This is a genomic window from Schaalia hyovaginalis, from assembly GCF_014208035.1.
Taxonomy (GTDB): domain Bacteria; phylum Actinomycetota; class Actinomycetes; order Actinomycetales; family Actinomycetaceae; genus Pauljensenia; species Pauljensenia hyovaginalis.
Genome location: NZ_JACHMK010000001.1, coordinates 826652 through 850888 on the forward strand (window position 1 = coordinate 826652; position 24237 = coordinate 850888).

Below are 24237 nucleotides of genomic sequence, written 5' to 3' on the forward strand. Positions count from 1 at the left end.
TCAGTCGACGGGGTGGACTCGGGCTGGAGGAACGCCCGCGCCGCGCTCCGACTCCTCAGATGCGGTGATCATGAGGCTCGAGGAGCGCACGACGAGGGTTGCCGGTACCGTCACCGACACGGGTGGGGCGTCCTCGGGCCGGAGGAGGGCCGCGATCGATTCGGAGGCGAGGAGGTCGACCGACTGGTCGATGCTCGAAAAGGAGAATTCGCGCCGCTGTGCGAGGGGTGAATTGTCGTAGGAGACGAGGGCGAGGTCGCTGCCCGCCCTCAGGCCCTCGGCGAGGATCGCCGAATGCACGTCGAGGGCGAGGGTGTCGTTGTAGGCGACCGTTCCGAAAGGCGCGGCGAAATCGCGAGCGGCGCGTTCGAGGGCGTGGCGAGCATCCCCGTCGCAGACGTGCGCTGCGAACTCCATGCCTCCGTGGGCTGCCGCGAGCTCGAGCGACGCGCGACGTTCATCTGCGAGCGGCTCATAGCGCTCAGTCGACGGGCTGAAATAGGCGATGCTCGACAGTCCCTGCTCGGCGAGGTGTTCGACGATCTGTCGTGCGGCGTCGGCCTCGTCGAGGCGGACGACGGACACGACTCCGGAGTCGAGGGTGCGGTCCATGACGACGAGCGGGACGAGCCTGGCAAGATCGACGAGGGTGGCTTCGCTCATCGAGGTGCCGGGAAGGATGAGGCCTTCGGGTCGAAGTGAGAGGACGTCGTCGATCGTCGAGGCCTCAAGCCGATCGGCGAGGTCGGAGACGAGCGCGACGAGCACGTAGCCCTCCTGGGAGGCTTGGCGTCTCAGTGCGCGCAAGACGAGGTCGAAGAAGGGGTTGTCGAGGTAGGGGACGACGACGGCGAGGCGTCGGGAGCGGCTCGAGGCGAGCTCGGCAGCGGCCGTATTCGTCCGGTAGTCGAGGCGTCGGGCCTCCTCGAGGATGCGCCGACGGGTCGTCTCCGACATGCGCCCCCCGCCATTGAGTGCGAGGGAGACGAGGCCGCGGGAGACGCCCGCGGCGCGTGCGACGTCCTCCTGGGTCGCCCGCGGCCTGCGGGAGCTGCGCGGGTTCGGGTTCATCGCCCCTCCTCACATGTCCGCCGAAGCGGACGCGCGCCCGCGAATTCGAGGATAACGGAGCTGAGGGCCCGTCACCTCTCTTCGCGGGGCCTTCGGCTGCGATACGGGGCGCCGGTGGGGAAGCTATGCGCCGGAGGTCAGGCGAGGAGGTGGAGAGAGGAGATGATCGTGAGGACGGTGACGATCGGCCCGAAGATCTTCTCGTCCATGCGTCGGGCGAGGCGGCGCCCGACAAGGGAGGAAACGATGACGATCGGCGCGAGGATGAGGTCGATGAGCAGGGTGTTGCTTCGGATGATCCCGAGCCCGATCGAGATCGGGAGCTTGATGAGATTGACGATGAAGAAGAACCACGCCGTCGTCCCGAGGAAGGTTGAGACCGTGAAGCGCGAGGCGAGGAAGTACATCGAGGTGACGGGGCCGCCCGCGTTCGCCGCCATCGTCGTGAATCCTGCAAGGGTGCCGTAGACCGCTCGAGCGAGCGGGCCCTGGATCGCCGGGGGATGCGGGAGGCGCATGAGGGTGAGGGTCGTCGCGATGAGGATGAGGAGGAGCGCGCCGATGAAGCGTTTCGTCGTCGTATCCGAAGCGAAGCGGAGGAAGAGGGCGCCCAGGCTGACCCCGATGAGGACGCCGGGAACGAGGCGCTTGAGGACCGTCCAGTCCGCGTCCCGCCAGTAGGCGCGGATCGCGAGGATGTCGCCGACGAGGAGGAGGGCGAGCATCGTCCCCGTCGAATCGCGGGCGGGGAGGAAGGCGGCGAAGATCGCGACGGCGAGTGTCGCGGCGCCCGGGAGGGCAGTCTTGGAGATCCCGATCGCGAAGGCGGCGACGGCGAGTAGGATCCAGGATGAGATCGGCGACAATGTCAGCACAAATTCATCCTAGGGCTCCATCGCCTCGGATGCGAGGGGTGATCGGAAGAGGCGCAGCTGCGCGGGCGTCGGTGGCCGCGCAGCGCAGGTGGGGCTCGGCGTGTTCGGCGCCGAGCGTGCGGTCAGTTGTTCGCCGCGATCGTCACGCCGGTGTAGACACCGAAGAGCGAGGCGATGGTTCCGGCGAGGCCCGCGCTGATGAGGAGGAGCGGAGAGCCGGTAATGGCTCCGGTGGCTGCGACGATGCCGATGACGAGGGCGAGGACGGTCATGATCGCGATGAACATGCGGAAGTCGGTCGTCTTGGCGACGGGGACCTCGATGGTCTTGTGAGAAGAGATGGCGGGTGCGGACATTGGCGTGTCCCCTTTCGGTTCCGTGTGCGGAACCGTTCGGGGGGTTCCGCACGGCTTCGTGTTCGGTCAGGTGACCGGCGCGGCCTCCTTGGGCCGACGTCTCGAATATAGCAAGCTATGAGCCGTCATGTCGAGACAAACGGGGGCATCCTCTGTCACGTTTTCCCGAAACTCCGCTCGATGCCTTCGGCGGGCCCTCCGCTGCGGAGCAGGTCTTCTCGTATTGCAGTCTTCGCATCGATTCTCAAAATGTATGCACAAAATCTTGACAGGAAGGGAGTGCTTCACCTTAGATTGAAGCACGGGCCGGTTGAGCGAAGGAGCTGACCGGCGAATGGAACGAGGAGCATGCGAATGACCACTCAATACACTCCCGGGCCCCTTCTCGAGGCCTCGAGGACCACGCCCACCGTCCTGTGGAACGACTCGGCAGACCCCGATGAGCTCCGCCAGTCGATCTCCTTCGGCGGAGTCGGCGCAACCTGCAACCCCGCGATCGCCTACACCTGCATCACCCAGAAGAAGGACCGCTGGCTCCCGCGCATCGCCGAAATCGCCGAAGAACGACCCGAGGCCACCGAATCCGAAATCGGCTGGCAGGTCGTGCGAGAACTCTCCATCGAAGGAGCCAAGCTCTACGAGGGCATCTTCGACGAACACCACGGGCGCAATGGCCGGCTCTCCGTCCAAACCGACCCGCGCCTCGCCCGCTCCGCCGAGGCCCTCGTCGCCCAGGCCGTCGAGTTCTCTCAACTCGCGAAGAACATCATCGTGAAGATCCCGGCGACGAAGACCGGCATCGAAGCGATCGAAGAAGCGACCTTCCGCGGCGTCTCCATCAACGTCACCGTCTCCTTCACCGTCGCCCAGGCCATCGCAGCAGGAGAGGCCATCGAGCGCGGCCTCAAGCGCCGCGAGGCCGCCGGCCTGCCCGTCGACACCATGGGCCCCGTCGTCACGATCATGGGCGGACGCCTCGACGACTGGCTGAAGATCGTCGCCGAGCGCGATCAGCTCTTCATCGACCCGGGCGTCTTCGAATGGTCGGGCGTCGCCGCCCTCAAACGCGCCTACCACGAATTCCAAGCCCGCGGCCTGCGTGCGCGCGTGCTCTCGGCAGCCTTCCGCAATGTCATGCACTGGTCCGAGCTCATCGGCGGCGACCTCGTCGTCTCCCCGCCCTTCAAGTGGCAGGAGCGCATCAACAACTCGGACTACAAGGTCGAGAACACGATCGACCGTCCGGTCGACCCGACGATCATGGACTCCCTCCTCCGCGTTCCCGAGTTCGTCCGCGCCTACGAACCCGACGGGCTCTCAATCGACGAGTTCGAAACCTTCGGCGCAACGAGGCGGACCCTGCGCGGCTTCCTCCAATCCGACGCGGATCTCGACGCGCTCGTCCGCGACGTCATCACCCCCGCCCCCTGACCCCCACAGGGGCGGGGACCCGAGCCCCCGCCCCTCCACCCCGTCCCTGAATTCCCACGCCCCGAACAAGGAAGTTCACACATGCTCAACATCGCGATCATCGGCGCCGGCCGCATCGGTCACGTCCACGCCAAGACCATCGCCTCCCACCCCAAGGCCCGTCTCGCCCTCGTCTGCGATCCCTTCGGCGACGCCGCCGAGAAACTCGCCGGGGAATACGGCGCCCGCTCGTGCAAGGAGGCCGAGGACGTCTTCACCGACCCCGAGGTGGACGCCGTCGTCATCGGCTCCCCGACGCCCCTGCACATCCCGCACCTCCTCGCCGCCGCACGGGCCGGGAAGGCCGTCCTCTGCGAGAAGCCGATCGCCCTCGACATGAAGGACGTCATCGCAGCCCAAGCCGAACTCGACGCCATCACCACCCCCGTGATGTTCGGCTTCAACCGTCGCTTCGACCCGAACTTCGCCGCCGTCCGCACAGCCGTCCTCAACGGGCGCATCGGCGAGCTCGAACAGCTCACGATCATCTCGCGCGATCCGGCCGCCCCGCCGGTCGAGTACATCGCCGTGTCCGGAGGCATCTTCCGCGACATGACGATCCACGACTTCGACACCGCGCGCTTCTTCCTCGGCGACATCGTCGAGGTCTTCGCCGCCGGTCAGAATCTCGATCCGGAAATCGAGAAGACCGGCGACTTCGACGCCGCGGTCGTCACCCTGCGCGCCGCCTCCGGTGCCGTCGCGACGATCATCAACAACCGCCACTGCGCATCCGGATACGACCAGCGCCTCGAGGCCTCGGGCCGCGAAGGAGCCCTCTTCGCCGAGAACGTCCGCCCGACGACGGTCCGCCTCTCCAATGGCGAGGTCACCGACGCTCAGGAGCCCTACCTCGACTTCTTCCTCGAGCGCTACGCCGACGCCTACCGCATCGAGCTCTCCGAGTTCATCGAGGCCGTCGAGTCCGCTTCGCCGACGCCGACGACCATCGCCGACGCGGTCGAGGCCCTCCGCCTCGCCGAAGCCGCGACCGAGTCTGCGACGACGGGCAAGCCGGTGAGGCTCGCCTGAACACATTCGGCCGTGCCCGCGGGCGCGGCCCCAATCCGCGGGCGGTCGGCGCTGCGAGAGCGGCGCCGACCCTTCGTGCGTGAGGATGGGACCGACATGAATGAGAGCCCTGCACCCAGTCCCCAGCCCGGCCCGGCCCCTTCCACGAGGACGACCACGTACGTCGCTCCGCGTCGAACGATCCGCCTGACCATGCCCGACGGCTGGGCGCACGCGGTCCTTGCGGGCGTGGAAGCGGTGTTCATCGCCTGGGCGCTGCTCGCCTGCGGGGCGGTCGGCGCATACGCGACCGTCGCATCGAATCCCTGGATGGGGAAAGCGAGCTGGGAGTCGGCGTTCCGCCTGGGCTCCGACCTCTTGGGATTCTCCCTCGGCGCACCGCTCAATGCCGCAGGGGTCGCTTACCGCGCCGTGCCGACCCTGTTCCTCATCATCATCATCGTCATCCTCCGCCTCCTCCTGCGCTCCGGGCGCGGTTTCCCGGCCTCAGCGCTGTGGTTCGCGGTACCCGCTTTTTCGACCGTCGCCTTCCTCATCGTCGGGGGAGGCTCGTACACGCACTGGTGGCAGGCGTATCCCGGCGCCCTCGGCGTGCCCCTCATCGCCTCGGCCTGGGCCTACGCGGATGCGAAGGGCGGGTGGAAGACCCTTGCGGGCGGGCGCGACTGGCTGCACGAGGGCCTTCGCCAAGGATTCATCCTCATCCTCGTCACCGTCCTGCTCTCCGGCGCTGCCCTCACCTGGACGCTGATGGCGCACGCCGAGGAGATGAAGGCGATCCACGCCCTTCTCCTCACGGGCTCTCGGTCGGCGGACGCCCTGATCGTTGCCGTTCAAGCGCTGTACGCCCCGACATGGATCGCCTGGGCGCTGGCATGGCTTACCGGTCCGGGAGTGTGGATCGGAATCGATGCGCTCCACTCGCCGGCAGCGACCTCCTCGGAGCCGATTCCCGGGATCCCGGTTCTCGGCGCCGTTCCGACTTCGACTCCCGGGATGATCGTGGTCCTCATCCCGATCCTGGTCGCCGCACTGAGCGGCGCCGTCCTCGGCCGGGTCCGCAAACGCCGGGGACTCGCGGACCAAGTGCGCACCGGGGGAGTGGCCGTCTCCCTGTTCGCCCTGGTCCTCGTCGTGTGGCTCCCGACCTCGGTCCTGCACCTGGGCATCGAGCGCATGAGCAGACTCGGACCGGACCTCCTCCCCCTCTTCTTCGCCGTCCTCTTCGAGATCGGCGCGGTGTTCCTCCTCGCAGAGGTGTGCGTGCATCCGCGCTTCATCGAGTTCCTGCGCCTCCAATGGCGGATCTCCCGGCTCGGACCCGGACAGACGGCCCGCGATCTCGCCCCCGTCACGCCGCGCTCCTCCGCCCTCGACGATGGTGCGCGTGGGGACGAGGGCGATCGCGCAGATGCCGACGAAACCGAGAAGGAGGACGATCTCGCCGAAGAAGCACGTTCCTCACAGGCCCTTGACCCCCTTCCCGCAGCCGACGGCGACCATGAGGCATGCGGCGGAGCCCCTGCCGAGCAAGCCGGGGCCGACCGCGTCCGTGCCGACGCGACCGGCGCCGAAGCGCAGGCCCCCAGGGCGAAGGCCCCGGTGCCGCCGATCCCCGTGCCTCTCGAGGAGGTCCTCGGTGAGGCGACGAGACGGATCCCGGCCGTGAAATCGCCCGCACTCCAAGCCGCAGAAGGACGGGGCGCTTCGACTGCGGGCGCGCCCGAGGAAGACGACGAGGCTGAGACGAGGATGCGACATGACGGTGAATGAATCCGAGAGCGTCCATGCGCCGATTCCCGATGCCGGCATCGCGGTCCTCGTCTCCGGCGAGGGCTCGAACATGCGCGCCCTGGTCGCCGCAGCCGAAGAACCGGCATGGGGAGGCGGGATCGCCTGCGTCCTCGCAGACAGGCGATGCGCGGCGATCGATTGGGCCGACGCCCACCGAATCCCGACGCGCGTGCTGAAGCTCAAGGACCACCCGGACCGGAGGGCCTGGGACCTGGCGCTCGTCGGGGCCCTGGACGGATTCGAGCCGGACCTCGTTGTGAGCGCCGGCTTCCTCAAGCTCCTCGGCCCCGCCGTGCTCACCCGCTACGAGGGGCGGATCCTCAACACGCACAACTCGCTCCTCCCCGCATTCCCGGGAGTCCGCGGCCCCGCCGACGCCCTCGAATCCGGGGTCAAGATCGCGGGCGCCACCCTCTTCTTCGTCGATGCGGGGACCGATACCGGCCCGATCATCGCCCAGACCGCCGTCCCGGTGGAGGACGACGACACCCCGGAGAGCCTCCTCGAACGCATCAAGAGCGCCGAACGCGTCCAGCTCGTCGAATCAATCGGCTGCCTCATCCGTGAAGGCTGGACGATCCGGGGGCGCCGCGTCCGATTCGGACAGCGCTGACCGGAGCGCATCGCGGAGCGCCTACCGCCCTGGGCGTAAAGAGCGCTACGATCAAGGCGGCCGCGACTGGCGAGGGTGGGACACCACCGGGGAGCGGCCGCACGATCCCATGAGGCGTCGCCCGCCTGGGCGCCGGGACATGAAGACACCGACATCGGAGGAAAACATGTCCGTACGCCTGGACAATCTCGAATCCATCGATCGGCGCCCCCTCAAGCGCGCCCTGATCTCCGTCTACGACAAGACCGGCCTGATGCCCCTCGCCGAAGCCCTCGCGGCCGCGGGCATCGAGATCGTCTCGACCGGTTCGACCGCCTCGCGCATCGCCGAGGCCGGGATCCCGGTCACCCCCGTTGAAGCCGTCACCGGCTTCCCCGAGTGCCTCGAAGGGCGAGTGAAGACCCTCCACCCGCGCATCCACGCGGGCATCCTCGCCGACCAGCGCAAGGCCGGTCACCGCGATCAGCTCGTCGAGCTCGGCGTGGCCGCCTTCGATCTGGTGATCTGCAACCTCTACCCCTTCTCCGCGACCGTCGCCTCGGGAGCCTCCTTCGACGAGTGCGTCGAGCAGATCGACATCGGCGGCCCCTCGATGGTGCGCGCCGCCGCGAAGAACCACCCCTCGGTCGCAGTCGTCACCTCGCCCGATCGCTACGCGGATGTCATCGCCGCAGCCGAGTCCGGGCGGGGATTCACCCTCGAGGAGCGCCGCGGGCTCGCCGCTGAGGCATTCGTCCACACGGCCCTCTACGATCTCGCGATCTCGGGCTGGTTCGCCGGGGAACTCGAGCGCGAGGACCTCGCCGACGAGCTCGACCTCGCCTGCGAAGAACGGCTCGACGCGGCCGACGCCGCCTTCCTCGCGGCCTTCGGCGGCGACGAGGACACGAGCGGGACCGGGGGGGAAACGGCCGAAGAGGCGAGCGATGAGGCCTTCCCGGTCGTCGTCGCCGAGTCCTTCGAGCGCGTCCGGGCCCTCCGCTACGGTGAGAACCCGCACCAGAACGCGGCCGTCTACCGCCTCCTCGACCCCGAGCTCCTCTTCTGCGAAGAGGGCGACGAGGCCGATGAGGATGCGCCCCTGCCGGGCATCGCGAACGCCCGCCAGCTCCACGGCAAGGCGATGAGCTACAACAACTACACCGACGGGGATGCGGCGATCCGCGCAGCCTACGACCACGAGCGCCCCTGCGTCGCGATCATCAAGCACGCGAACCCCTGCGGCATCGCCGTCGCCGACGACATCGCCGAGGCCCACCGCAAGGCCCACGCCTGCGATCCCGTCTCCGCCTTCGGCGGCGTCATCGCGACCAACCGGCCCGTCACGGTCGAACTCGCCGAACAGATCGTCCCGATCTTCACCGAAGTCGTCCTCGCCCCCGCCTACGAGGACGGGGCCCTCGAGGTCCTCGCGGCGAAGAAGAACCTCAGGGTCCTCGAAGTGCTCCCGCCCGAGCGCGGCCAGGCCGAGTTCAAGCAGATCTCGGGCGGCCTGCTCGTTCAGGAGCGCGACGACGTCGACGCCCCCGGCGACGACCCGGCCAACTGGGCCCTCGTGGCCGGCGAGCCCGCCGATGCGAAGACCCTCGCCGACCTCGAGTTCGCATGGAGGACGGTCCGAGCGGTCCGCTCGAACGCGATCCTCCTCGTCAAGGACGAGGCCTCGGTCGGCGTCGGAATGGGGCAGGTCAACCGGGTCGATTCGTGCAGGCTCGCCGTGGAGAGGGCGAACACCCTCGGCGGCCGTGCCACCGGCGACGCCGCGAAGGACGCGGGAGCCGACATCCAGTCGGCCGGTGGCGCCCGCGCAGACGACATCATCGCCGACGCCCCGGAGCAGCGCTCGATCGGCGCAGTCGCCGCATCCGACGCCTTCTTCCCCTTCGCCGACGGCCTCCAGGTCCTCATCGACGCCGGCGTGAAGGCCGTCGTCCAGCCCGGCGGCTCGATCCGCGACGAGGAATCGATCGAGGCGGCCAAGGCCGCGGGCATCACGATGTACCTCACGGGCACCCGCCACTTCGCGCACTGATCCGCCCTCGCGGCCGGCGCGCGAATGAACGATCATGGGTCTTCGTGAAGGCGCCCCCTTCGCGAAGAAAGGACAGTTCCCACATGCGAGACCCCCTCGCGCGCGCGGCCGCGGATGCGGGCATCGCGCTGCCCCCGCTCGGTCCCGCCCCGCGGCATTGGATCGCCCCGTGGAAGACCCTGCGGGGGCCCGCCTGGCCGCTTCCCAGCGTCGCTCCGCGATTCGCCCGCGAACTCCTGCGCAGGCGCGTACCCGCCCTCCTGCTGGGGGTCGCGGCGACCACCCTGGGCACAGTCGCCTCCGCCCTCGTCCCCTGGGCGATGGGCCGCGCCCTCGACACCGCCCTGACGACGGGCGTGTCCGCCGACCTGGCGATCGCCGGGGGAGTGTTCCTGCTCGTCGTCGTCCTCGTCGCAGCGGGGGACGCCCTCACGCAGATGACGGAGATCACCACGTGGATGGGGTCGTCCGTCGGCTCGGCCAGGACGATCGTCTCCCACGCATCCATGCACCCGCGCGCCGTCAAGCGCGACTCGACGGCGGGCGACGTCGTCACCGCGACGGATTCCGACGCCTCCGCATTGGGCAGGGCGACGTCCCTCATCCCCGAATTCGCGGCCTCGGCTGCGGCGACCGTCCTCGTCGCGGTCCTCATGCTGAGAACATCTCTCTCGCTCGGGCTCATCGTCCTCATCGGGATGCCGATCCTCGTCATCGGGCTCATGGCGCTCGGAGGGCCCCTCGAAGCCCGCCAGTCGGCGATGCGCGACGAGCAGGGGGAGCTGACGACGATCTCCACCGACGCCGTGCAGGGGCTGCGCATCCTGCGCGGGATCGGAGGGGAGGACTCGTATTCGAGCGCCTACCGGGCCCAATCGCAACGGGCGCGGGCCGCCGCGGTCAAGGTCGCCCCGACTGCCGCCCTTTTGGCGGCGACCCGCTCCGCAGTGCCCATGCTGTTCTCCGTCCTCGTCGTCGCCCAGGGGGCGATGCTCGTTTTCGACGGAGCGATGAGCGTCGGCCAGCTCCTCGCCTTCTACGGGTACATGACCTTCCTGCGCCATCCCCTGTGGATCCTCTCCGACTCGGTGGAGCACCTGACGCGCGCCTGGGTCGCGGTGAAGCGCGCTTCGACGATCCTCGCGATCCGCCCGATGACCCGCGACGAGGCCGGTTCCTCCGCCTCACCGCAGCGCGAAGACCATCCCTGGCTCGACTCCGATCCGATCGACTGGGCGAGTGCGGCGCTGGAGGACCCCCGAAGCGGGGTCGTCCTGCGCCCGGGGCTCACGACCGCGCTGCTCGCCCCGAGCGTGCAGATCGCCCGCGATGTCGCGCGCCGTCTCGCCCGCGTCAGCGATGACGAATCCTCCGCGATCCTGTCCGGCCCCGGGTTCCGCGTCCCTCTTGCGAGCCTGCCCGTGGACGAGGTGCGCAGACGCATCCTGCTCAGCGAGGAGACCCCGCAACTGTTCGCGGGCTCATTGCGCGAGAACCTCCTCGGAGCCGACGCGCCCCCGCCCGCCCGCCGCCCGCTGTCGGACACCATCTACCGGGAGGTCATCGCATCCGCTCCCGCGGGTGAAGAGGTCCTCCTGTCCGTGAGCCACGACCCCTCAGACGACGACCCCGCCCTTCTGGATGCGCTCACGGTTGCGGCGGCGTCCGATGTCCTCGCCTCCCTGCCCGGCGGGATGGACGGGCTGCTCGCGGAATCGGGGCGCAACGTGTCGGGCGGACAGCGTCAGCGCATCGCCCTCGCACGAGTGCTCGTGCACGACCCCGACATCGCCCTCCTCATCGAACCCACCTCGGCGCTCGACTCCCACACCGAGGCCATCATCGGGGAGCGCCTGGCGGAGGCGCGCGACAAGCGCACGACCCTCCTCATCACGGAATCGCCCCTGCTCCTCGAGCATGCGGACCGCATCATCATCCTCGACTCCGACGGCTGCGCCATCGCCTCGGGGAGCTCCGACGACCTCAGGGTCGTAGCGGAGGACGGCGCCCCCGGCGTCGCCCATGCGCTGGCGCTGCTGCGCAGACAGGAGGAGCGATGAGACTCCCCCTCGCCTCGCCCGCCCTCACCGGGAAGCGCCTCCTCGCCCTCGTCCGCTCCTACGCCGCACCGATGACGGCGATCGTCGGGCTGCAGCTGCTCGCCGCGCTCAGCGCCGTTAGCCTGCCGTGGATCGTCGGGGACATCGTCGACGCCATCGGCGCGGGGACGACGCGCCAGTGGGTGCTCGGGCGCATCGGCATAGCCCTCGTCCTCGTCGCGCTCAACTTCATCCTCGTGTGGCTCTCCGACTACAAGTCGCGCACCCTGGGGGAGCGGCTCTTCGCGATCCTGCGGGAGGACCTCGTCGACGCAGTCGTCCACCTGCCCCTGTCGACGGTCGAGTCCGCGGGCAGCGGCGACCTCATCGGGAGGACGACTCACGACATCGACCGAGTGCAGATGATGATCCGCAGGGGGCTGTCCGCGATCCTCGTCCTCGTGACGACGGTGCTCGTCACGCTCGTCGCAGCCGCCATCGTCTCGCCGCGCCTGGTGTGGGTGCTCATCGCGGAGATCCCCCTCGTCGTGCTCGTCGCGAAGTGGTACGTGCCGCGCACCATCCCCTCCTATCAGGCGTCCTCCGCCGTCGTCGCCGAGTTCTCCGGCGTCGCCTCGGAGACGGTCGCTCAGGCGGAAACGGTGGACGCCCTGCGCCTGGGGCCGACGCGGTGGGCCAAGTACGACTCCCTCCTCGCCCAGATGTGGCGCCTGGAGCGCTACGGCGCGTGGATGCGGGTCTTCCTGTTCGTCGGGATGGTCATCGTGACCCTCAGCCCGATCGCCCTCCTCATCGCATTGGGCGCCGTGGGCGTCCCCGCGGGCTGGGTGAGCGCTGGCGCCGTCACCACGATGGTCATGTACTGCTACCAGTTGCGCGTCCCTTTGTGGGAGGCGACCTTCTGGAGCGATGAACTCCAATTCGCCTACACCTCCCTGCAGCGAATCTTCGGCGTCGACCTCGTCGAGGCGGATCGCAGGGCGAGGGAGGGGGCGACGGGCGGCGGAGCCATCGTCGTCGACTCGGTGGGCTACGCCTACCGGGAGGGCGCGCCCGTCCTCCACGACGTGTCGCTGACTCTGCGCGAGGGCGAGACCCTCGCGATCGTGGGGCCGTCGGGTGCGGGCAAGTCGACTCTCGGACGCATGATCGCGGGCATCCACCCGCCCTCGTCGGGCACGGTGCGGGCGGGCGGCGTCGACCTCGTCGATCTTCCCGAGAAGGAGCTGCGCCGCACGGTCGTCCTCGTCACCCAGGAGCATCACGTCTTCGTCGGATCGATCGCGCAGAACCTGCGCCTGGCGGCGGCCGACGCGGATGACGATGCCCTGTGGGAGGCCCTGCGCGCGGTCGGCGCCGCCGATTGGGTGGCGAACGAGGGCGGCCTCGAGATGCGCGTCGGAGCAGGGGGCGTCCAATTGCCGCCCGCCCGCGCCCAGCAGATCGCGCTGGCGCGAATCATCCTCATGAACCCCTCGACTCTGGTCCTCGACGAGGCGACATCCCTGCTGGACTCCTCATCGGCGCGCAGCGTCGAGCAGTCCCTGGCTCGGGTCCTGCAGGGGAGGACCGTCGTCGCCATCGCCCACCGGCTCCACACGGCGCACGAGGCGGATCGGGTGGCCGTCATGGTCGATGGGCGGATCGCAGAACTGGGGACCCACGACGAGCTGCTCGCCCTCGGGGGCGAGTACGCGCGCCTGTGGAAGGCGTGGCGCGGCGGCGACTGAGGGCGACCCGGGGCGCCGACGGGGGAGTCACAGCCCCGCGTCGGGGTGCTCGGGGAAGACCGGGAGCACGCCCGGGATGTGGCTGTGCGCCGTGAGGGGATTCGTGGGGATCTCGTAGGCCCGATCGAGGAAGGGGCGGATCCGTTCGGCGAGGTCGTCGGGCCGCCCGTCGGAGACGAAGACGACGCGCGGGTGGAGCTTCGCGGACTCGACGAGGTCGAGGATCGGCCGCGAATCCTCCCACTCCGACTCGACCCAGTACACCGTCCAATCCGGGCCGAGCGCCCCGGTCGCCGAGACGACGAGACGGCGAACGCGGCAGCCGGGGGGCAGGGCGGTCACCACGTCCTCATCGAGGTCGATCATGAGATCGGGCCCCGATACGGCGGTGAGGCTCCCCTCGGGGATCTCGCGCGGATCTTCGGCCTTCGCGAGGCGCTTGGACGCGGAGATGTCCGGGCGCTCGGGCGGGTCGGCGAGCCGGAGCATCCAGTCCACGAACCGCCAGGTCATGAGCTCGGGGCGGACATCGAGCACCTCGGGCGCCACGGCGCGGAAACGGCAGACCGCGAGGAACCATTGGAGGGGATCGACCGGCCCGAGGAGGAGGCCCTCGCGCAGGTAGAGGGCCCGCTGCATGATCGCATCGCGCACGGGATCCTTCGTGACCTTGCGGGCCTTGCGCAGGCGGCGATGGAAGCGCTTCTGCGCCGAGGCGTAGTCGTCGCCGTTCGTCCACTGGTCGCCCGGCCAATTGTGCAGGCGCACGACCTCCTCCCTCAGGGAGAATCGCTCGCCCGTGTGCCCCCGGCGGTCGAGGATCCCGTCCCACTGCTCGACCAGTGAGAGCGCCCGGGCGAACTCCTCGGGGATCGGCAGTTCGAGGATGATCCCGGGGGCGAGGGCGGCGACCTCGGCCATCCAGTCGCGCAGCTGGACGCGGGTCACCGGTCGGCCCTCGACGCTCTTCCACCTCGGGTCGCCCGCCCGCGCCGCGAAGGCCCGTTCCCATTCGTCGAGGGCGGCGGCGAGATCCCCGAGGGGGCGATCGGGGGTGCGCGACTGGGGGATCGTCGGGTCCTCGGCGTCGTAAAGCGCTTCGAGATGGGCGATCGCCTTCAACATGAGGGAGCTCTCGGGCAGGACGAGGCGCTTCTTCGACGCGAGCTGCACCGGGTTGAGGAACTGCGTGAGCAACCAGGCTGCATCGGGTGAATGCGCCAGGTCGGCGGCCCTCTTCGTCGCCGCGCGCACGCCCTCGTTGATCGCCGCGATCGTCGGCAGGGACGCGAGCTCGGGCTTCGTGAGCTTACGGCCGTCGGGGAAGCGCTTCTTCGCGCCGTGCATCCCGAGCTCGAGCAGGAATGCGGGCGCGGAGCGTGAGGGGCGTTCCTTCGGGGCCATGCGCCCATTGTCCCTCATCGCGAGGGCGCGCACGCGGTCAGCAGGGTTCAGCGGGGTCCAGTAGGTTCGCACCCCCGCGCGCGGGTACGATTGAGCCGTGAATACGACTGATCTCCGTCCCGTCCTCGTCGTCGACTTCGGCGCCCAGTACGCCCAGCTCATCGCGCGTCGCGTGCGCGAGGCGTCCGTCTATTCCGAGATCGTGCCCCACACGATGCCCGTCGCCGACATGCTCGCGAAGGATCCGGCGGCGATCATCCTGTCCGGCGGCCCCTCCTCCGTGTACGAGGACGGAGCGCCGTCCATCGATCCGGCGGTGTTCGACGCGGGGGTCCCGGTCCTGGGCATCTGCTACGGCTTCCAGACGATGGCCCAGGCCCTGGGCGGGTCGGTGGGGCGCACCGGGACCCGGGAGTACGGGCACACCGATGCCGCTATCGGCGCCGGGTCCTGCCTCTTCGCGGGGACGCCCGTCGAGCAGGTCGTGTGGATGAGCCACGGCGACGCCGTCCAGACCGCGCCCGCAGGATTCGAAGTCACCGCCTCGACCTCTCAGACCCCCGTCGCCGCCTTCGAGAACCGGGAGCGCCGCCTCTTCGGCCTGCAGTGGCACCCCGAGGTCGGGCATTCCGCCTACGGGCAGGACGCCCTGAAGAACTTCCTCTACGAGGGCGCCGGGATCACCCCGACCTGGAACGCCGGATCGATCGTGGACGAGCAGGTCGCGAAGATCCGCGCCCAGGTCGGCGATGCGCAGGTCATCTGCGCCCTGTCCGGCGGCGTCGACTCCTCCGTCGCGGCCGCCCTCGTCCACAAGGCGGTCGGCGACCAGCTCACCTGCTTCTTCATCGATCACGGCCTCCTGCGCGCGGGTGAGCGCGAGCAGGTCGAGGGCGACTACGCGCGCGGCATGGGGATCCGCGTCATCACCTGCGACGAGTCCGAGCGCTTCCTCAGCGCGCTCGCGGGCGTTAGCGACCCCGAGACGAAGCGCAAGATCATCGGCCGCGAGTTCATCCGCTCCTTCGAGGCCGCCCAGAAGCAGGTCGTCGAGGAGGTCGGGGCGGCCGGCGGCGAGGTGAAGTTCCTCGTCCAGGGCACCCTGTACCCGGACGTCGTCGAGTCCGGCGGCGGCGAGGGCGCGGCGAACATCAAGAGCCACCACAACGTCGGCGGCCTTCCCGAGGACATGACCTTCGAGCTCGTCGAGCCGCTGCGCGCCCTCTTCAAGGACGAGGTCCGCGCGGTCGGCCGTGAACTCGGGTTGCCCGACTACCTCGTCAACCGTCAGCCCTTCCCGGGTCCCGGCCTCGGCATCCGCATCATCGGCGAGGTGACGAAGGAGCGCCTCGACATCCTGCGCGCCGCGGACCTCATCGCCCGAGAAGAACTCACTGCCGCGGGATTGGACGCGCAGATCTGGCAGTGCCCGGTGGTGCTCCTCGCGGACGTGCGTTCCGTGGGCGTTCAGGGCGACGGCCGCACCTACGGGCATCCGGTCGTGCTGCGCCCGGTGTCCTCCGAGGACGCGATGACGGCCGACTGGACGCGCCTGCCCTACGACGTGCTCGCCCGCATCTCGACGCGGATCACGAACACCGTGCCCGAGGTGAACAGGGTCGTGCTCGACGTGACCTCGAAGCCGCCGGCCACGATCGAGTGGGAGTGAGTTTTTGAAACTCCGAACCCGTTGCGGCACAACGATTTTGCGGTTTTATATCTCTCTTTTGATAACGATTTGATAACGCTCCCCATAGGCCGTATCATTCTGTATCCCCAGTGGATTGCGGGTAAAGAATGTTCTTTTGCGGCTTATAAGTGAGGACAACCATATTAGAAAGCCCTTACCGATGGCAACGTCGGTAAGGGCTTTTGCTGTCTATTCATCAGTATCGGGGCTATCTTTGAGTGCATCCACCAGGAAATCACTCAATTCCTGTGAGGGAACTTTTGCCCACCGCAGGGTGGTGTCGTACTTGGGGTAGTTGTACCGCCAGCGGTCATAGTCCTCCCTGGTGATCTCCCCGGCCTCCAGCTTCTTGGCCTGCTCCGCCCAGGCGGACAGCATATCAAGCATATTGGCATAGGTCTTGCCTTTGGATTTGTCCAGACGCAGACAAACCTCGCCGTCAATCTCCCCAATAGTCAGCCCCCGAATATCCTCCAAAGCAAAGAGGGTGTGCATCAGGCCGATGTCGGTATCTATGTCAGGGACGGTCAGGGCATCAGGGGAAATATCAAAGAAGTCAGCCAGGGTCTTTGTCAGGTCGGCCTTGGGGGTGCGGCTCCCGGTTTCATACTGTGCCATACGCACATCGGCGGAGCGTTCCGGGAAACCCACCACCATGCCAAGATACTTCTGTGTGATGCCCTTCATGTTGCGGAAGAAACGAATACGTTCACCAATCGCCATAACTGCCAACTCCAATCTATGTAATGGGGACACTTGAAGTATAACAGATATGTTTAGACCAGTCAAGAGAAAAATAAATAAATTTGTTTATATTTTCTCGTTGGAAGGTCTTGACATAACGGAATAGAGTTAGTATAGTAGGACTACGTTAAGCAAATAGCGTTAAATCAAAAGAAAGGAGGAATCCATATGGAGAACAGATTCATCCGGGCGGAAGAAGTTGCGGACGAGCTGGGTGTATCGAAGCCCTACGCCTATAAACTCATCCGGCAGCTCAACGAAGAATTGAAGGACAAGGGCTTCATCACCATCGCAGGGCGGGTCAACCGCCAGTATTTCAACGAACGGCTCTACGGGGCCAGAAAGGAAGGGAACTAAATGCCAGTCTTTAAGGACGAAGCAAGAGGAACATGGTACGTCATGGTGCGGTATCAGGACTGGACGGGGGAGCGCAAACAGAAGTGCAAGCGTGGCTTTGCCACCAAACGGGAGGCCCAGGAGTGGGAGCGCAGTTTCCAGATGCAGACCTCCGGCGACCTGGATATGACCTTTGAAGCCTTTACCGAGCTTTACATCAAGGATATGAAACCCCGGCTCAAGGAGAACACCTGGCTGACCAAGGAGAACATCATCCAGAAGAAAATTCTGCCCTACTTTGGCAAGCGGAAGATTAGCGAGATCACCACCAAGGACGTGATCGCATGGCAGAACGAGTTGCTGGCCTACCGGGACGAGAAGCGCAAGCCCTACTCGGCTACCTACCTCAAAACCCTGCACAACCAGCTTAGCGCCATCTTCAATCACGCTGTCCGCTTCTATGAGCTGCGTTCCAATCCCGCCGCCAAGGCTGGGAACATGGGGTCAGAGGAACGGAAGGAAATGCTGTTCTGGACGAAAGCGGAGTACCAGAAGTTTGCAGATGCCATGATGGACAAGCCCGTTTCCTACTACGCCTTTGAAATGCTCTACTGGTGTGGTATTCGGGAGGGGGAACTGCTGGCCCTGACCCCGGCAGACTTTGACTTTGAGGCCGGGACGGTGAAAATCAGCAAGTCCTATCAGCGGCTCCACGGCAAGGACGTCATTACCACGCCAAAGACGAAGAAAAGCAACCGCACCATTAAAATGCCCAACTTCCTCTGTGACGAGATGAAGGATTACCTGGGGATGCTCTACGGTATCAAGAAGAAGGAGCGCATTTTCACCATCACGAAAAGCTATCTCCACCATGAGATGGACAGAGGGGCGAAGTCGGCAGGGGTCAAGCGTATCAGAATCCACGACCTCCGGCATTCGCACATCTCACTTCTGATTGACATGGGCTTCTCCGCTGTGGCGATTGCTGACCGTGTGGGGCATGAGAGTATCGAGATCACCTATCGCTATGCCCACCTGTTTCCGTCCAAGCAGACGGAAATGGCAGACAAATTGGACTTTGAAAGGATGGGAGCGTAATGTCAGCTAAGAATTTGGACACTCACAACCGCTGGAGGAACAAGACCGTGGCCTTCCGGGTATCCCCGGAGGAAAACAAGCAGATTGACGCCGCTGTGCGGCTCTCTGGCCTGACGAAGCAGGACTACATCACCCGGCGGCTCTTAGACCGGGCCGTGGTGGTGCAGGGCAATCCCAGGGTCTACAAGGCCCTGCGTGACCAACTCGCCGCCGTCCTGGGGGAACTGCGGCGCATTGAGGCCGGGGGCGACGTGGGGGATGAACTTCTCGCCACCATTGACCTTATCTCAGTGACGCTGGGCGGCATGAAGGAGGATTGATAGATTGATGGATTCCAGAGAAACGAAAAGGACTGTCCCGGTTCCGTCTGTTGGCGCAGACGGGGAACAGCCCAATTCTCAAACAACTACCCAAAGTATAGCAGAGGAAACGGCTGAAAACAACCCCCAAGAGAAAGATTTAGAGGAAATGCTCCGGGATATGCGGCGCATGAACGACCCAGCCTACCTCCACACAGTTTCCATGAACGACCTTTACCAGAACATCTACCAGAGCAGACCGCCCGTAATAGACGGTCTGCTCTACCCTGGGACGTACCTCTTTGCGGGAGCGCCCAAGGTGGGCAAGTCGTTCCTGATGGCCCAGCTTGCCTACCATGTCAGCATGGGCCTCCCCCTGTGGGGCTACCCTGTCCACAAGGGGACTGTCCTCTATCTGGCGTTGGAGGACGACCACCGCCGCTTGCAGGGGCGGCTATACCGAATGTTCGGCACAGAGGGCACCGACAATCTGCTCTTTGCGGTCTACGCCAAACAGCTTGGCGTTGGCCTGGAGGAACAGCTAAAGAAGTTCGTCCGGGAACACCCGAACACCAAGCTGATTATCATTGACACCCTCCAGAAAATCCGGGAGGCTGGTGGGGATAAGTACAGCTACGCCAACGATTACGAGGTGGTGGGTAAGCTGAAACGCCTTGCCGATGATTGCGGCGTCTGCCTCCTGCTGGTACACCACACTCGAAAGCAACAGGCAGATGACAAATTCGATATGATCTCCGGCACCAACGGTCTGCTGGGAGCGGCGGACGGGGCCTTTCTTCTTCAAAAGGAGAAGCGGACAGACGGCAGCGCCGTTCTGGACGTGGCCGGGCGTGACCAGCAAGACCAGCGATTCTATCTTACCAGGGACAAGGAACGGCTGATATGGACGCTGGAGCGTACGGAAACGGAGGCATGGACAGAGCCGCCCGACCCGGTGCTGGAGGCCATAGCCGCCCTTGTGACGGCGGAGAAGCCGACCTGGGGTGGTACGGCCACCGAGCTGGTAGCGGCGCTCCAGACCGACATGAAGCCCAACGCCCTGGCGATGCGGCTAAACGTCCGGGCCGGGAAGCTGCTGATAGACTACCACATCCGCTATGAGAACAGCAGGAGCCACGCCGGGAGAAGTATCAGCCTGACGCTGGAACCGTCCCAGGCGTGACGACCGTGACGGCTGTGACGGCTTTTTTGAGAGTGGCGGCGGTGTCTGAAACATCGTCACGGTCGTCACGGCTGTCACGGGGAGCAGCAAAGTTTAGGCGGGGTGCAGGGTGCCCTTTTCAAAGGGCGGCCCTGCTGGGGGAGGCAACCGCAGTTGCCGGGGGCAAAGCCCCCACACCCCCTCGGAGAGCCCACGACACTTTGCAGACCGAAGGGATGAAAGTGTCATAGTGAGTTATTACACTTCCTGCAGGAAGTGCCTCCCCCGAACCCCCGTCCTCTTTCAACAACCCAACATCTGAAACAGGAGGATTTTTGCCTATGGCGAGAGGCGACGGTATTGACCGTACCAACGCAAGAAATATGAGGCTGACCGAAACCAAGATCGGTAACACCCAGCAGCACAACGAGCGTGAGAAGGATTCCTATGTCAATCAGGACATTGTACTGGAGCGGACGCCGCTCAATGTCCATTTCAAAACCCCGTCTGCCGGGTATCGGGAGATGTTTGCTCAAATGGAGGCCGACGGCGTGATCTCCACCCGTGGCATCAAGGAGGATGCCTTTCGATACGGTGAGTTGGTCTTTGATGTAAACTCCGCTTACTTCTACAATCACGGCGGGTATGACTTCGCAAAACAATTTTACACCGAAGCCTATAAAGCCGCAATCAAAATCGTGGGCGGAGAGCAGTATATTTTGTCGGCGGTCATGCACGCTGACGAGCGCAACCGGGCCATGTCCGAGGCGCTGGGGGAGGACGTGTACCACTACCACCTCCATGTGGTTTATATCCCGGTAGTGGAGAAGGAGATACGCTGGACAAAGCGGTGCAAGGACAAGTCCCTGGTGGGCAAGGTCAAGGAAACGATCATGCAGGTGAGCATGAGCAAGAAGTGGGCGTCCAAGCCCATTCTGGACGAAACTACCGGGGAGCCGTTACGCACAGCTAAGGGCAAACCCGTTCTACGAAAGTCGTACAGTGTCCTGCAAGATGATTTCTTTGAGCATATGCGCTCCGCTGGCTATGACGATGTAGAGCGTGGGGAACGTGGTAGTTCCGAAGAACATTTGACTGTTACGCAGTTCAAGACGGAGCGTGAGCAGGAACGGCTTGCACAGCTTCAAGAGGTGTCGGCGCTGGCCCAGGTTGAGGCCGACAAAAAGAATAAGGAGGCAGCATCAGCTGAGAAGAAAGCGGCCCAGGCCAGGGCTAAGCTGGACGATGTAGCGCCCTTGCTCAAGGGCATGGAGAAACTGGCGGCGGACTTCTCCGACGACCCGGAGCGGACGCTGCCGGAGGCGGGGCCGCTGGAATCGGCCAAGTCCTACCGGGAGAAAAAGGCCAAGCCCCTTTGGGAGAAGATCGTCAAGGTGCTGCGCTCCGTCTACCGGGCCTACTTCGACCTCAAGAGCAAGTTTGAGCGGTTGCAGAGCGCCTATGATCGTGAGGTCAGTAAGAACGGCTCCCTGTCAGCCAGGATTTATGAGGTTTGTGCCGAGAGGGACGGCTTGAAAGGGCAAGTCAGGGACTATGAGCGGGTCAGACGGGCCATTGGCCCGGAACAGGCGGACAGGATACTGGAGGCAGCTTACCAGCAGGAACAGGTCGAAAAGGAGCAGAAATGGGGTGCAAGGTCAAAAATAAGGGTAGGCGCACGATAATCACAAAAAATGGAGGTAATTTCATGGAAAAGTACATCTTTGACGAGGGCAACGGTCTGTGGTATGAGTTGCAGAGGGACTAACAATATTCGGGCGTGTGCGGCGGAAATCGTGGACACAGAAATTATTTGCGCATGAGGCCCCAAATCGGAGGGTGTCCCGGTGAATGCCCTCCTGATTTATTTGGGACAGCGGGTAAAAACTTCTTGCATTTTAGAGTGTGCTATGCTATACTGCTGTCATCCTGATTTGAGGAGTCTATTCAACATGCGGCAAGGTATTCTTAAATAAAATTTGATAATGGGCACAAAAATAATTGCCCCTTGCAGGGGCTTGGTTTTTGTACCCAATTTAAGAATGCTTTTGCCTTTTTATCAAATATCGTGACGGATAACGGCTCATGTTAGCTGAATGCGTTTCTATGTATCCGAAGTCATGATCCCCAGCGGTAAAAGTATTTGCCGCTGGGGATTTTTGCGCCCTTTTGGGCCTTGTATGGAGGATAGACATGAACATTATCAATATCGGGATTCTTGCCCATGTAGATGCGGGCAAGACGACACTGACAGAAAGCCTGCTGTATGCCAGCGGAACCATTTCAGAGCCGGGGAGCGTCGAAAAAGGGACAACGAGAACGGACACTATGTTTTTGGAGCGGCAGCGTGGAATTACCATTCAAACGGCAGTCACTTCTTTCCAGTGGCACAGTTGTAAAGTCAATATTGTGGATACTCCCGGCCACATGGATTTCTTGGCAGAGGTATACCGCTCTCTGGCTGTTTTGGACGGGGCCATCTTGGTGCTCTCCGCTAAAGATGGCGTGCAGGCCCAGACCCGTGTTCTGTTCCATGCCCTACGGAAATTGAACATCCCCACCATTATCTTTATCAACAAGATCGACCAGGTTGGCATTGATTTGGAGAGCGTATATCAGTCTGTTCGGGATAAGCTCTCCGCTGATATTATCATCAAGCAGACAGTGTCGCTGTCCTCGAAAATAACTCTGACAGAAAACACTAGTGCAGAGGTGTGGGATTCGGTCATCGAAAATAACGATGAGTTATTGGCAAAGTATATCGCAGGAGAATCAATCAGTCAGAAAGAACTTGCGCAAGAAGAACAGCGGCGAGTTCAAGACGCCTCCCTGCTCCCGGTCTATCATGGTAGCGCCAAAAACGGCCTTGGCATTCAACAGTTGATGGATGCGGTGATAGGGCTGTTCCAATCGACCAAGGAACAGGGGAGCGCCGCCCTGTGCGGTAGAGTTTTTAAGGTGGAGTATACAGATTGCGGCCAGAGGCTTGTCTATCTGCGGCTATACAGCGGAACGCTGCGTCTGCGGGATACGGTGGCCCTAGCCGGGAGAGAAAAGCTGAAAATCACAGAGATGCGTATTCCATCCAAAGGGGAGATTGTTCGGACAGATACCGCCCATAAGGGCGAAATTGTCATCCTTCCCAGCGACAGCTTGAGATTAAACGATATATTGGGGGACAAAACCCAACTTCCTCGTGAAATGTGGAGTGATGTTCCCTTCCCTATGCTGCGGACGACGATTACGCCAAAAACGGCAGAGCAAAGAGACCGGTTGCTGGACGCTCTTACGCAAATTGCGGATACTGACCCGCTTTTGCACTACGAGGTGGATTCCACCACCCATGAGATCATTCTTTCTTTTTTGGGTCGGATGCAGTTGGAGGTTGTTTCCGCTTTGCTGACGGAAAAATACAAGATTGAAACAGCAGTGAAGGAACCCACCGTCATTTATTTAGAGCGGCCGCTCAAAGTGGCCAGTCACACCATCCATATCGAGGTGCCGCCTAACCCGTTTTGGGCATCTATCGGACTGTCTGTTACACCGCTCCCGCTTGGCTCCGGTGTAAAATACGAGAGCCGGGTTTCCCTGGGATACCTGAACCAGAGTTTTCAAAACGCTGTCATGGATGGTATCCGTTACGGTTTGGGGCAAGGCTTGTGTGGCTGGAACGTAACGGACTGTAAGATTTGCTTTGAATACGGACTTTACTATAGCCCGGTCAGTACGCCGGCGGACTTCCGCTCATTGGCCCCGATTGTATTGGAACAGGCATTGAAGAAATCTGGGACGCAGTTGCTGGAACCTTATCTCTCCTTCACCCTCTATGCGCCCCAGGAATACCTTTCCAGGGCTTATCATGATGCGCCGAAATACTGTGCCACCATCGAAACGGCCCAGATAAAAAAGGATGAAGTTGTCTTTACTGGCGAGATTCCCGCCCGTTGCATACAGGCATACCGTACTGATTTGGCCTTTTACACCAACGGGCGGAGTGTGTGCCTGACGGAACTGAAAGGGTATCAGGCCACTGTCGGCGAGCCAATCATCCAGCCCCGTCGTCCAAACAGCCGTTTGGATAAGGTGCGCCATATGTTCAGTAAGATTCCTTGATACGCCACAGCAAGGATGGTTATTGCATTTCCCTGCCTTTCGTGGTAAAATGTAGTTGTAAACCACCAGAGAAAACAACAACCCTGCTACCCCCCGTTATCACCACCGATAACAATTTGATAACAGCCCATCGTATAGGGCTGGATAATATGGACACATCAAATAATCAAAAAAATGAGGTATCAAATTTATGAAGCAAAATCCGTTAAATATGATGCCCAACAACGAGTGGGAGTAGGTCGAATCCGGCTGCTGCCAGGAAGCGGTGTCGAGTAGTGCTTCGTGCGCTCATGCGGAGACAAAGCGCTTGAATTGGAGGTGCGGTGTCGCAATTGTGGGGTAAAAGCCTGCAATTGCG

At 63.9% G+C, this 24237-nt stretch carries 19 protein-coding genes and 1 riboswitch; of the genes, 14 read left to right on the forward strand and 5 right to left on the reverse strand.

Annotated features, from left to right (window positions below; all coding sequences use genetic code 11):
- The 3 genes from HD592_RS03495 to HD592_RS03505 all read right to left on the reverse strand — a co-directional run bounded on the left by HD592_RS03495 (position 1) and on the right by HD592_RS03505 (position 2302).
- Entirely contained in the window at positions 1-1071 is a 1071-nt protein-coding gene (locus tag HD592_RS03495; RefSeq protein WP_184451923.1) for a LacI family DNA-binding transcriptional regulator, read from the reverse strand.
- Positions 1072-1208: 137 nt separating this feature from the next.
- Positions 1209-1946: a TSUP family transporter gene (locus tag HD592_RS03500; protein WP_184451924.1), complete on the reverse strand. Its 738-nt coding sequence runs from the start codon at positions 1944-1946 to the stop codon at positions 1209-1211.
- A 122-nt stretch (positions 1947-2068) separates the two neighbouring features.
- Positions 2069-2302, reverse strand: a complete 234-nt coding sequence (locus tag HD592_RS03505) for a mandelate racemase (protein WP_184451926.1) — start codon at positions 2300-2302, stop codon at positions 2069-2071.
- A 354-nt stretch (positions 2303-2656) separates the two neighbouring features.
- On the opposite strand from HD592_RS03505, the gene HD592_RS03510 reads away from it, so the two are divergent.
- From HD592_RS03510 to HD592_RS03540, 7 genes are all read left to right on the forward strand, one after another.
- Positions 2657-3733 (forward strand): transaldolase family protein, encoded by a 1077-nt coding sequence (locus HD592_RS03510; RefSeq protein ID WP_184451928.1) that lies wholly within the window; start codon positions 2657-2659, stop codon positions 3731-3733.
- 81 nt (positions 3734-3814) lie between these two features.
- The gene (iolG, locus tag HD592_RS03515; RefSeq protein WP_184451929.1) at positions 3815-4804 is read left to right on the forward strand and encodes an inositol 2-dehydrogenase; all 990 of its coding nucleotides are present in this window, start codon (positions 3815-3817) and stop codon (positions 4802-4804) included.
- A 96-nt stretch (positions 4805-4900) separates the two neighbouring features.
- Entirely contained in the window at positions 4901-6577 is a 1677-nt protein-coding gene (locus HD592_RS03520; RefSeq protein WP_184451931.1) for a cell division protein PerM, read from the forward strand.
- On the forward strand, positions 6564-7211 hold the full coding sequence (purN, locus tag HD592_RS03525) for a phosphoribosylglycinamide formyltransferase (protein WP_184451933.1): 648 nt from the start codon (positions 6564-6566) through the stop codon (positions 7209-7211). Before HD592_RS03520 ends, purN begins: the two co-directional genes overlap by 14 nt.
- 52 nt (positions 7212-7263) lie before the next feature.
- Positions 7264-7349: riboswitch (ZMP/ZTP riboswitch) on the forward strand.
- A gap of 28 nt (positions 7350-7377) precedes the next feature.
- Positions 7378-9243: a bifunctional phosphoribosylaminoimidazolecarboxamide formyltransferase/IMP cyclohydrolase gene (gene purH / locus HD592_RS03530; protein ID WP_184451934.1), complete on the forward strand. Its 1866-nt coding sequence runs from the start codon at positions 7378-7380 to the stop codon at positions 9241-9243.
- 83 nt (positions 9244-9326) lie between these two features.
- Positions 9327-11303: an ABC transporter transmembrane domain-containing protein gene (locus HD592_RS03535; RefSeq protein ID WP_184451936.1), complete on the forward strand. Its 1977-nt coding sequence runs from the start codon at positions 9327-9329 to the stop codon at positions 11301-11303.
- Complete coding sequence (locus tag HD592_RS03540) at positions 11300-13033, forward strand: ABC transporter ATP-binding protein (protein ID WP_184451938.1); 1734 nt, start codon at positions 11300-11302, stop codon at positions 13031-13033. The genes HD592_RS03535 and HD592_RS03540 overlap by 4 nt, the downstream gene beginning before the upstream one ends.
- A 27-nt stretch (positions 13034-13060) precedes the next feature.
- On the opposite strand, the gene HD592_RS03545 is transcribed toward HD592_RS03540, so the two are convergent.
- Entirely contained in the window at positions 13061-14437 is a 1377-nt protein-coding gene (locus tag HD592_RS03545) for a hypothetical protein (RefSeq protein WP_184451939.1), read from the reverse strand.
- A gap of 97 nt (positions 14438-14534) precedes the next feature.
- Between HD592_RS03545 and guaA the strand changes: the two genes are divergently transcribed.
- On the forward strand, positions 14535-16106 hold the full coding sequence (gene guaA, locus HD592_RS03550; RefSeq protein ID WP_184451941.1) for a glutamine-hydrolyzing GMP synthase: 1572 nt from the start codon (positions 14535-14537) through the stop codon (positions 16104-16106).
- Positions 16107-16316: 210 nt separating this feature from the next.
- Here guaA and HD592_RS03555 read toward each other — a convergent pair whose 3' ends face one another.
- Positions 16317-16850: a helix-turn-helix domain-containing protein gene (locus HD592_RS03555; protein WP_019541686.1), complete on the reverse strand. Its 534-nt coding sequence runs from the start codon at positions 16848-16850 to the stop codon at positions 16317-16319.
- Positions 16851-17039: 189 nt separating this feature from the next.
- Here HD592_RS03555 and HD592_RS03560 point away from each other — a divergent pair, with 189 nt between their 5' ends.
- The 6 genes from HD592_RS03560 to HD592_RS03585 all read left to right on the forward strand — a co-directional run bounded on the left by HD592_RS03560 (position 17040) and on the right by HD592_RS03585 (position 23879).
- A complete protein-coding gene (locus tag HD592_RS03560; RefSeq protein ID WP_016412724.1) occupies positions 17040-17228 on the forward strand; it encodes a helix-turn-helix transcriptional regulator in 189 nt (62 codons plus the stop codon).
- Positions 17229-18305 carry a site-specific integrase gene (locus HD592_RS03565; RefSeq protein ID WP_184451943.1) on the forward strand — a complete coding sequence of 359 codons (1077 nt, stop codon included), beginning with the start codon at positions 17229-17231 and terminating at the stop codon, positions 18303-18305.
- Positions 18305-18625, forward strand: coding sequence for a plasmid mobilization protein (locus HD592_RS03570; RefSeq protein WP_019541684.1), 321 nt, complete (start codon positions 18305-18307; stop codon positions 18623-18625). Before HD592_RS03565 ends, HD592_RS03570 begins: the two co-directional genes overlap by 1 nt.
- A 7-nt stretch (positions 18626-18632) precedes the next feature.
- On the forward strand, positions 18633-19787 hold the full coding sequence (locus tag HD592_RS03575; protein WP_031583915.1) for a helicase RepA family protein: 1155 nt from the start codon (positions 18633-18635) through the stop codon (positions 19785-19787).
- Positions 19788-20107: 320 nt separating this feature from the next.
- Positions 20108-21451, forward strand: coding sequence for a plasmid recombination protein (locus HD592_RS03580; RefSeq protein ID WP_036376036.1), 1344 nt, complete (start codon positions 20108-20110; stop codon positions 21449-21451).
- Positions 21452-21959: 508 nt separating this feature from the next.
- Positions 21960-23879: a tetracycline resistance ribosomal protection protein Tet(W) gene (locus tag HD592_RS03585; RefSeq protein ID WP_011526261.1), complete on the forward strand. Its 1920-nt coding sequence runs from the start codon at positions 21960-21962 to the stop codon at positions 23877-23879.
- Positions 23880-24237 lie beyond the last annotated feature (358 nt).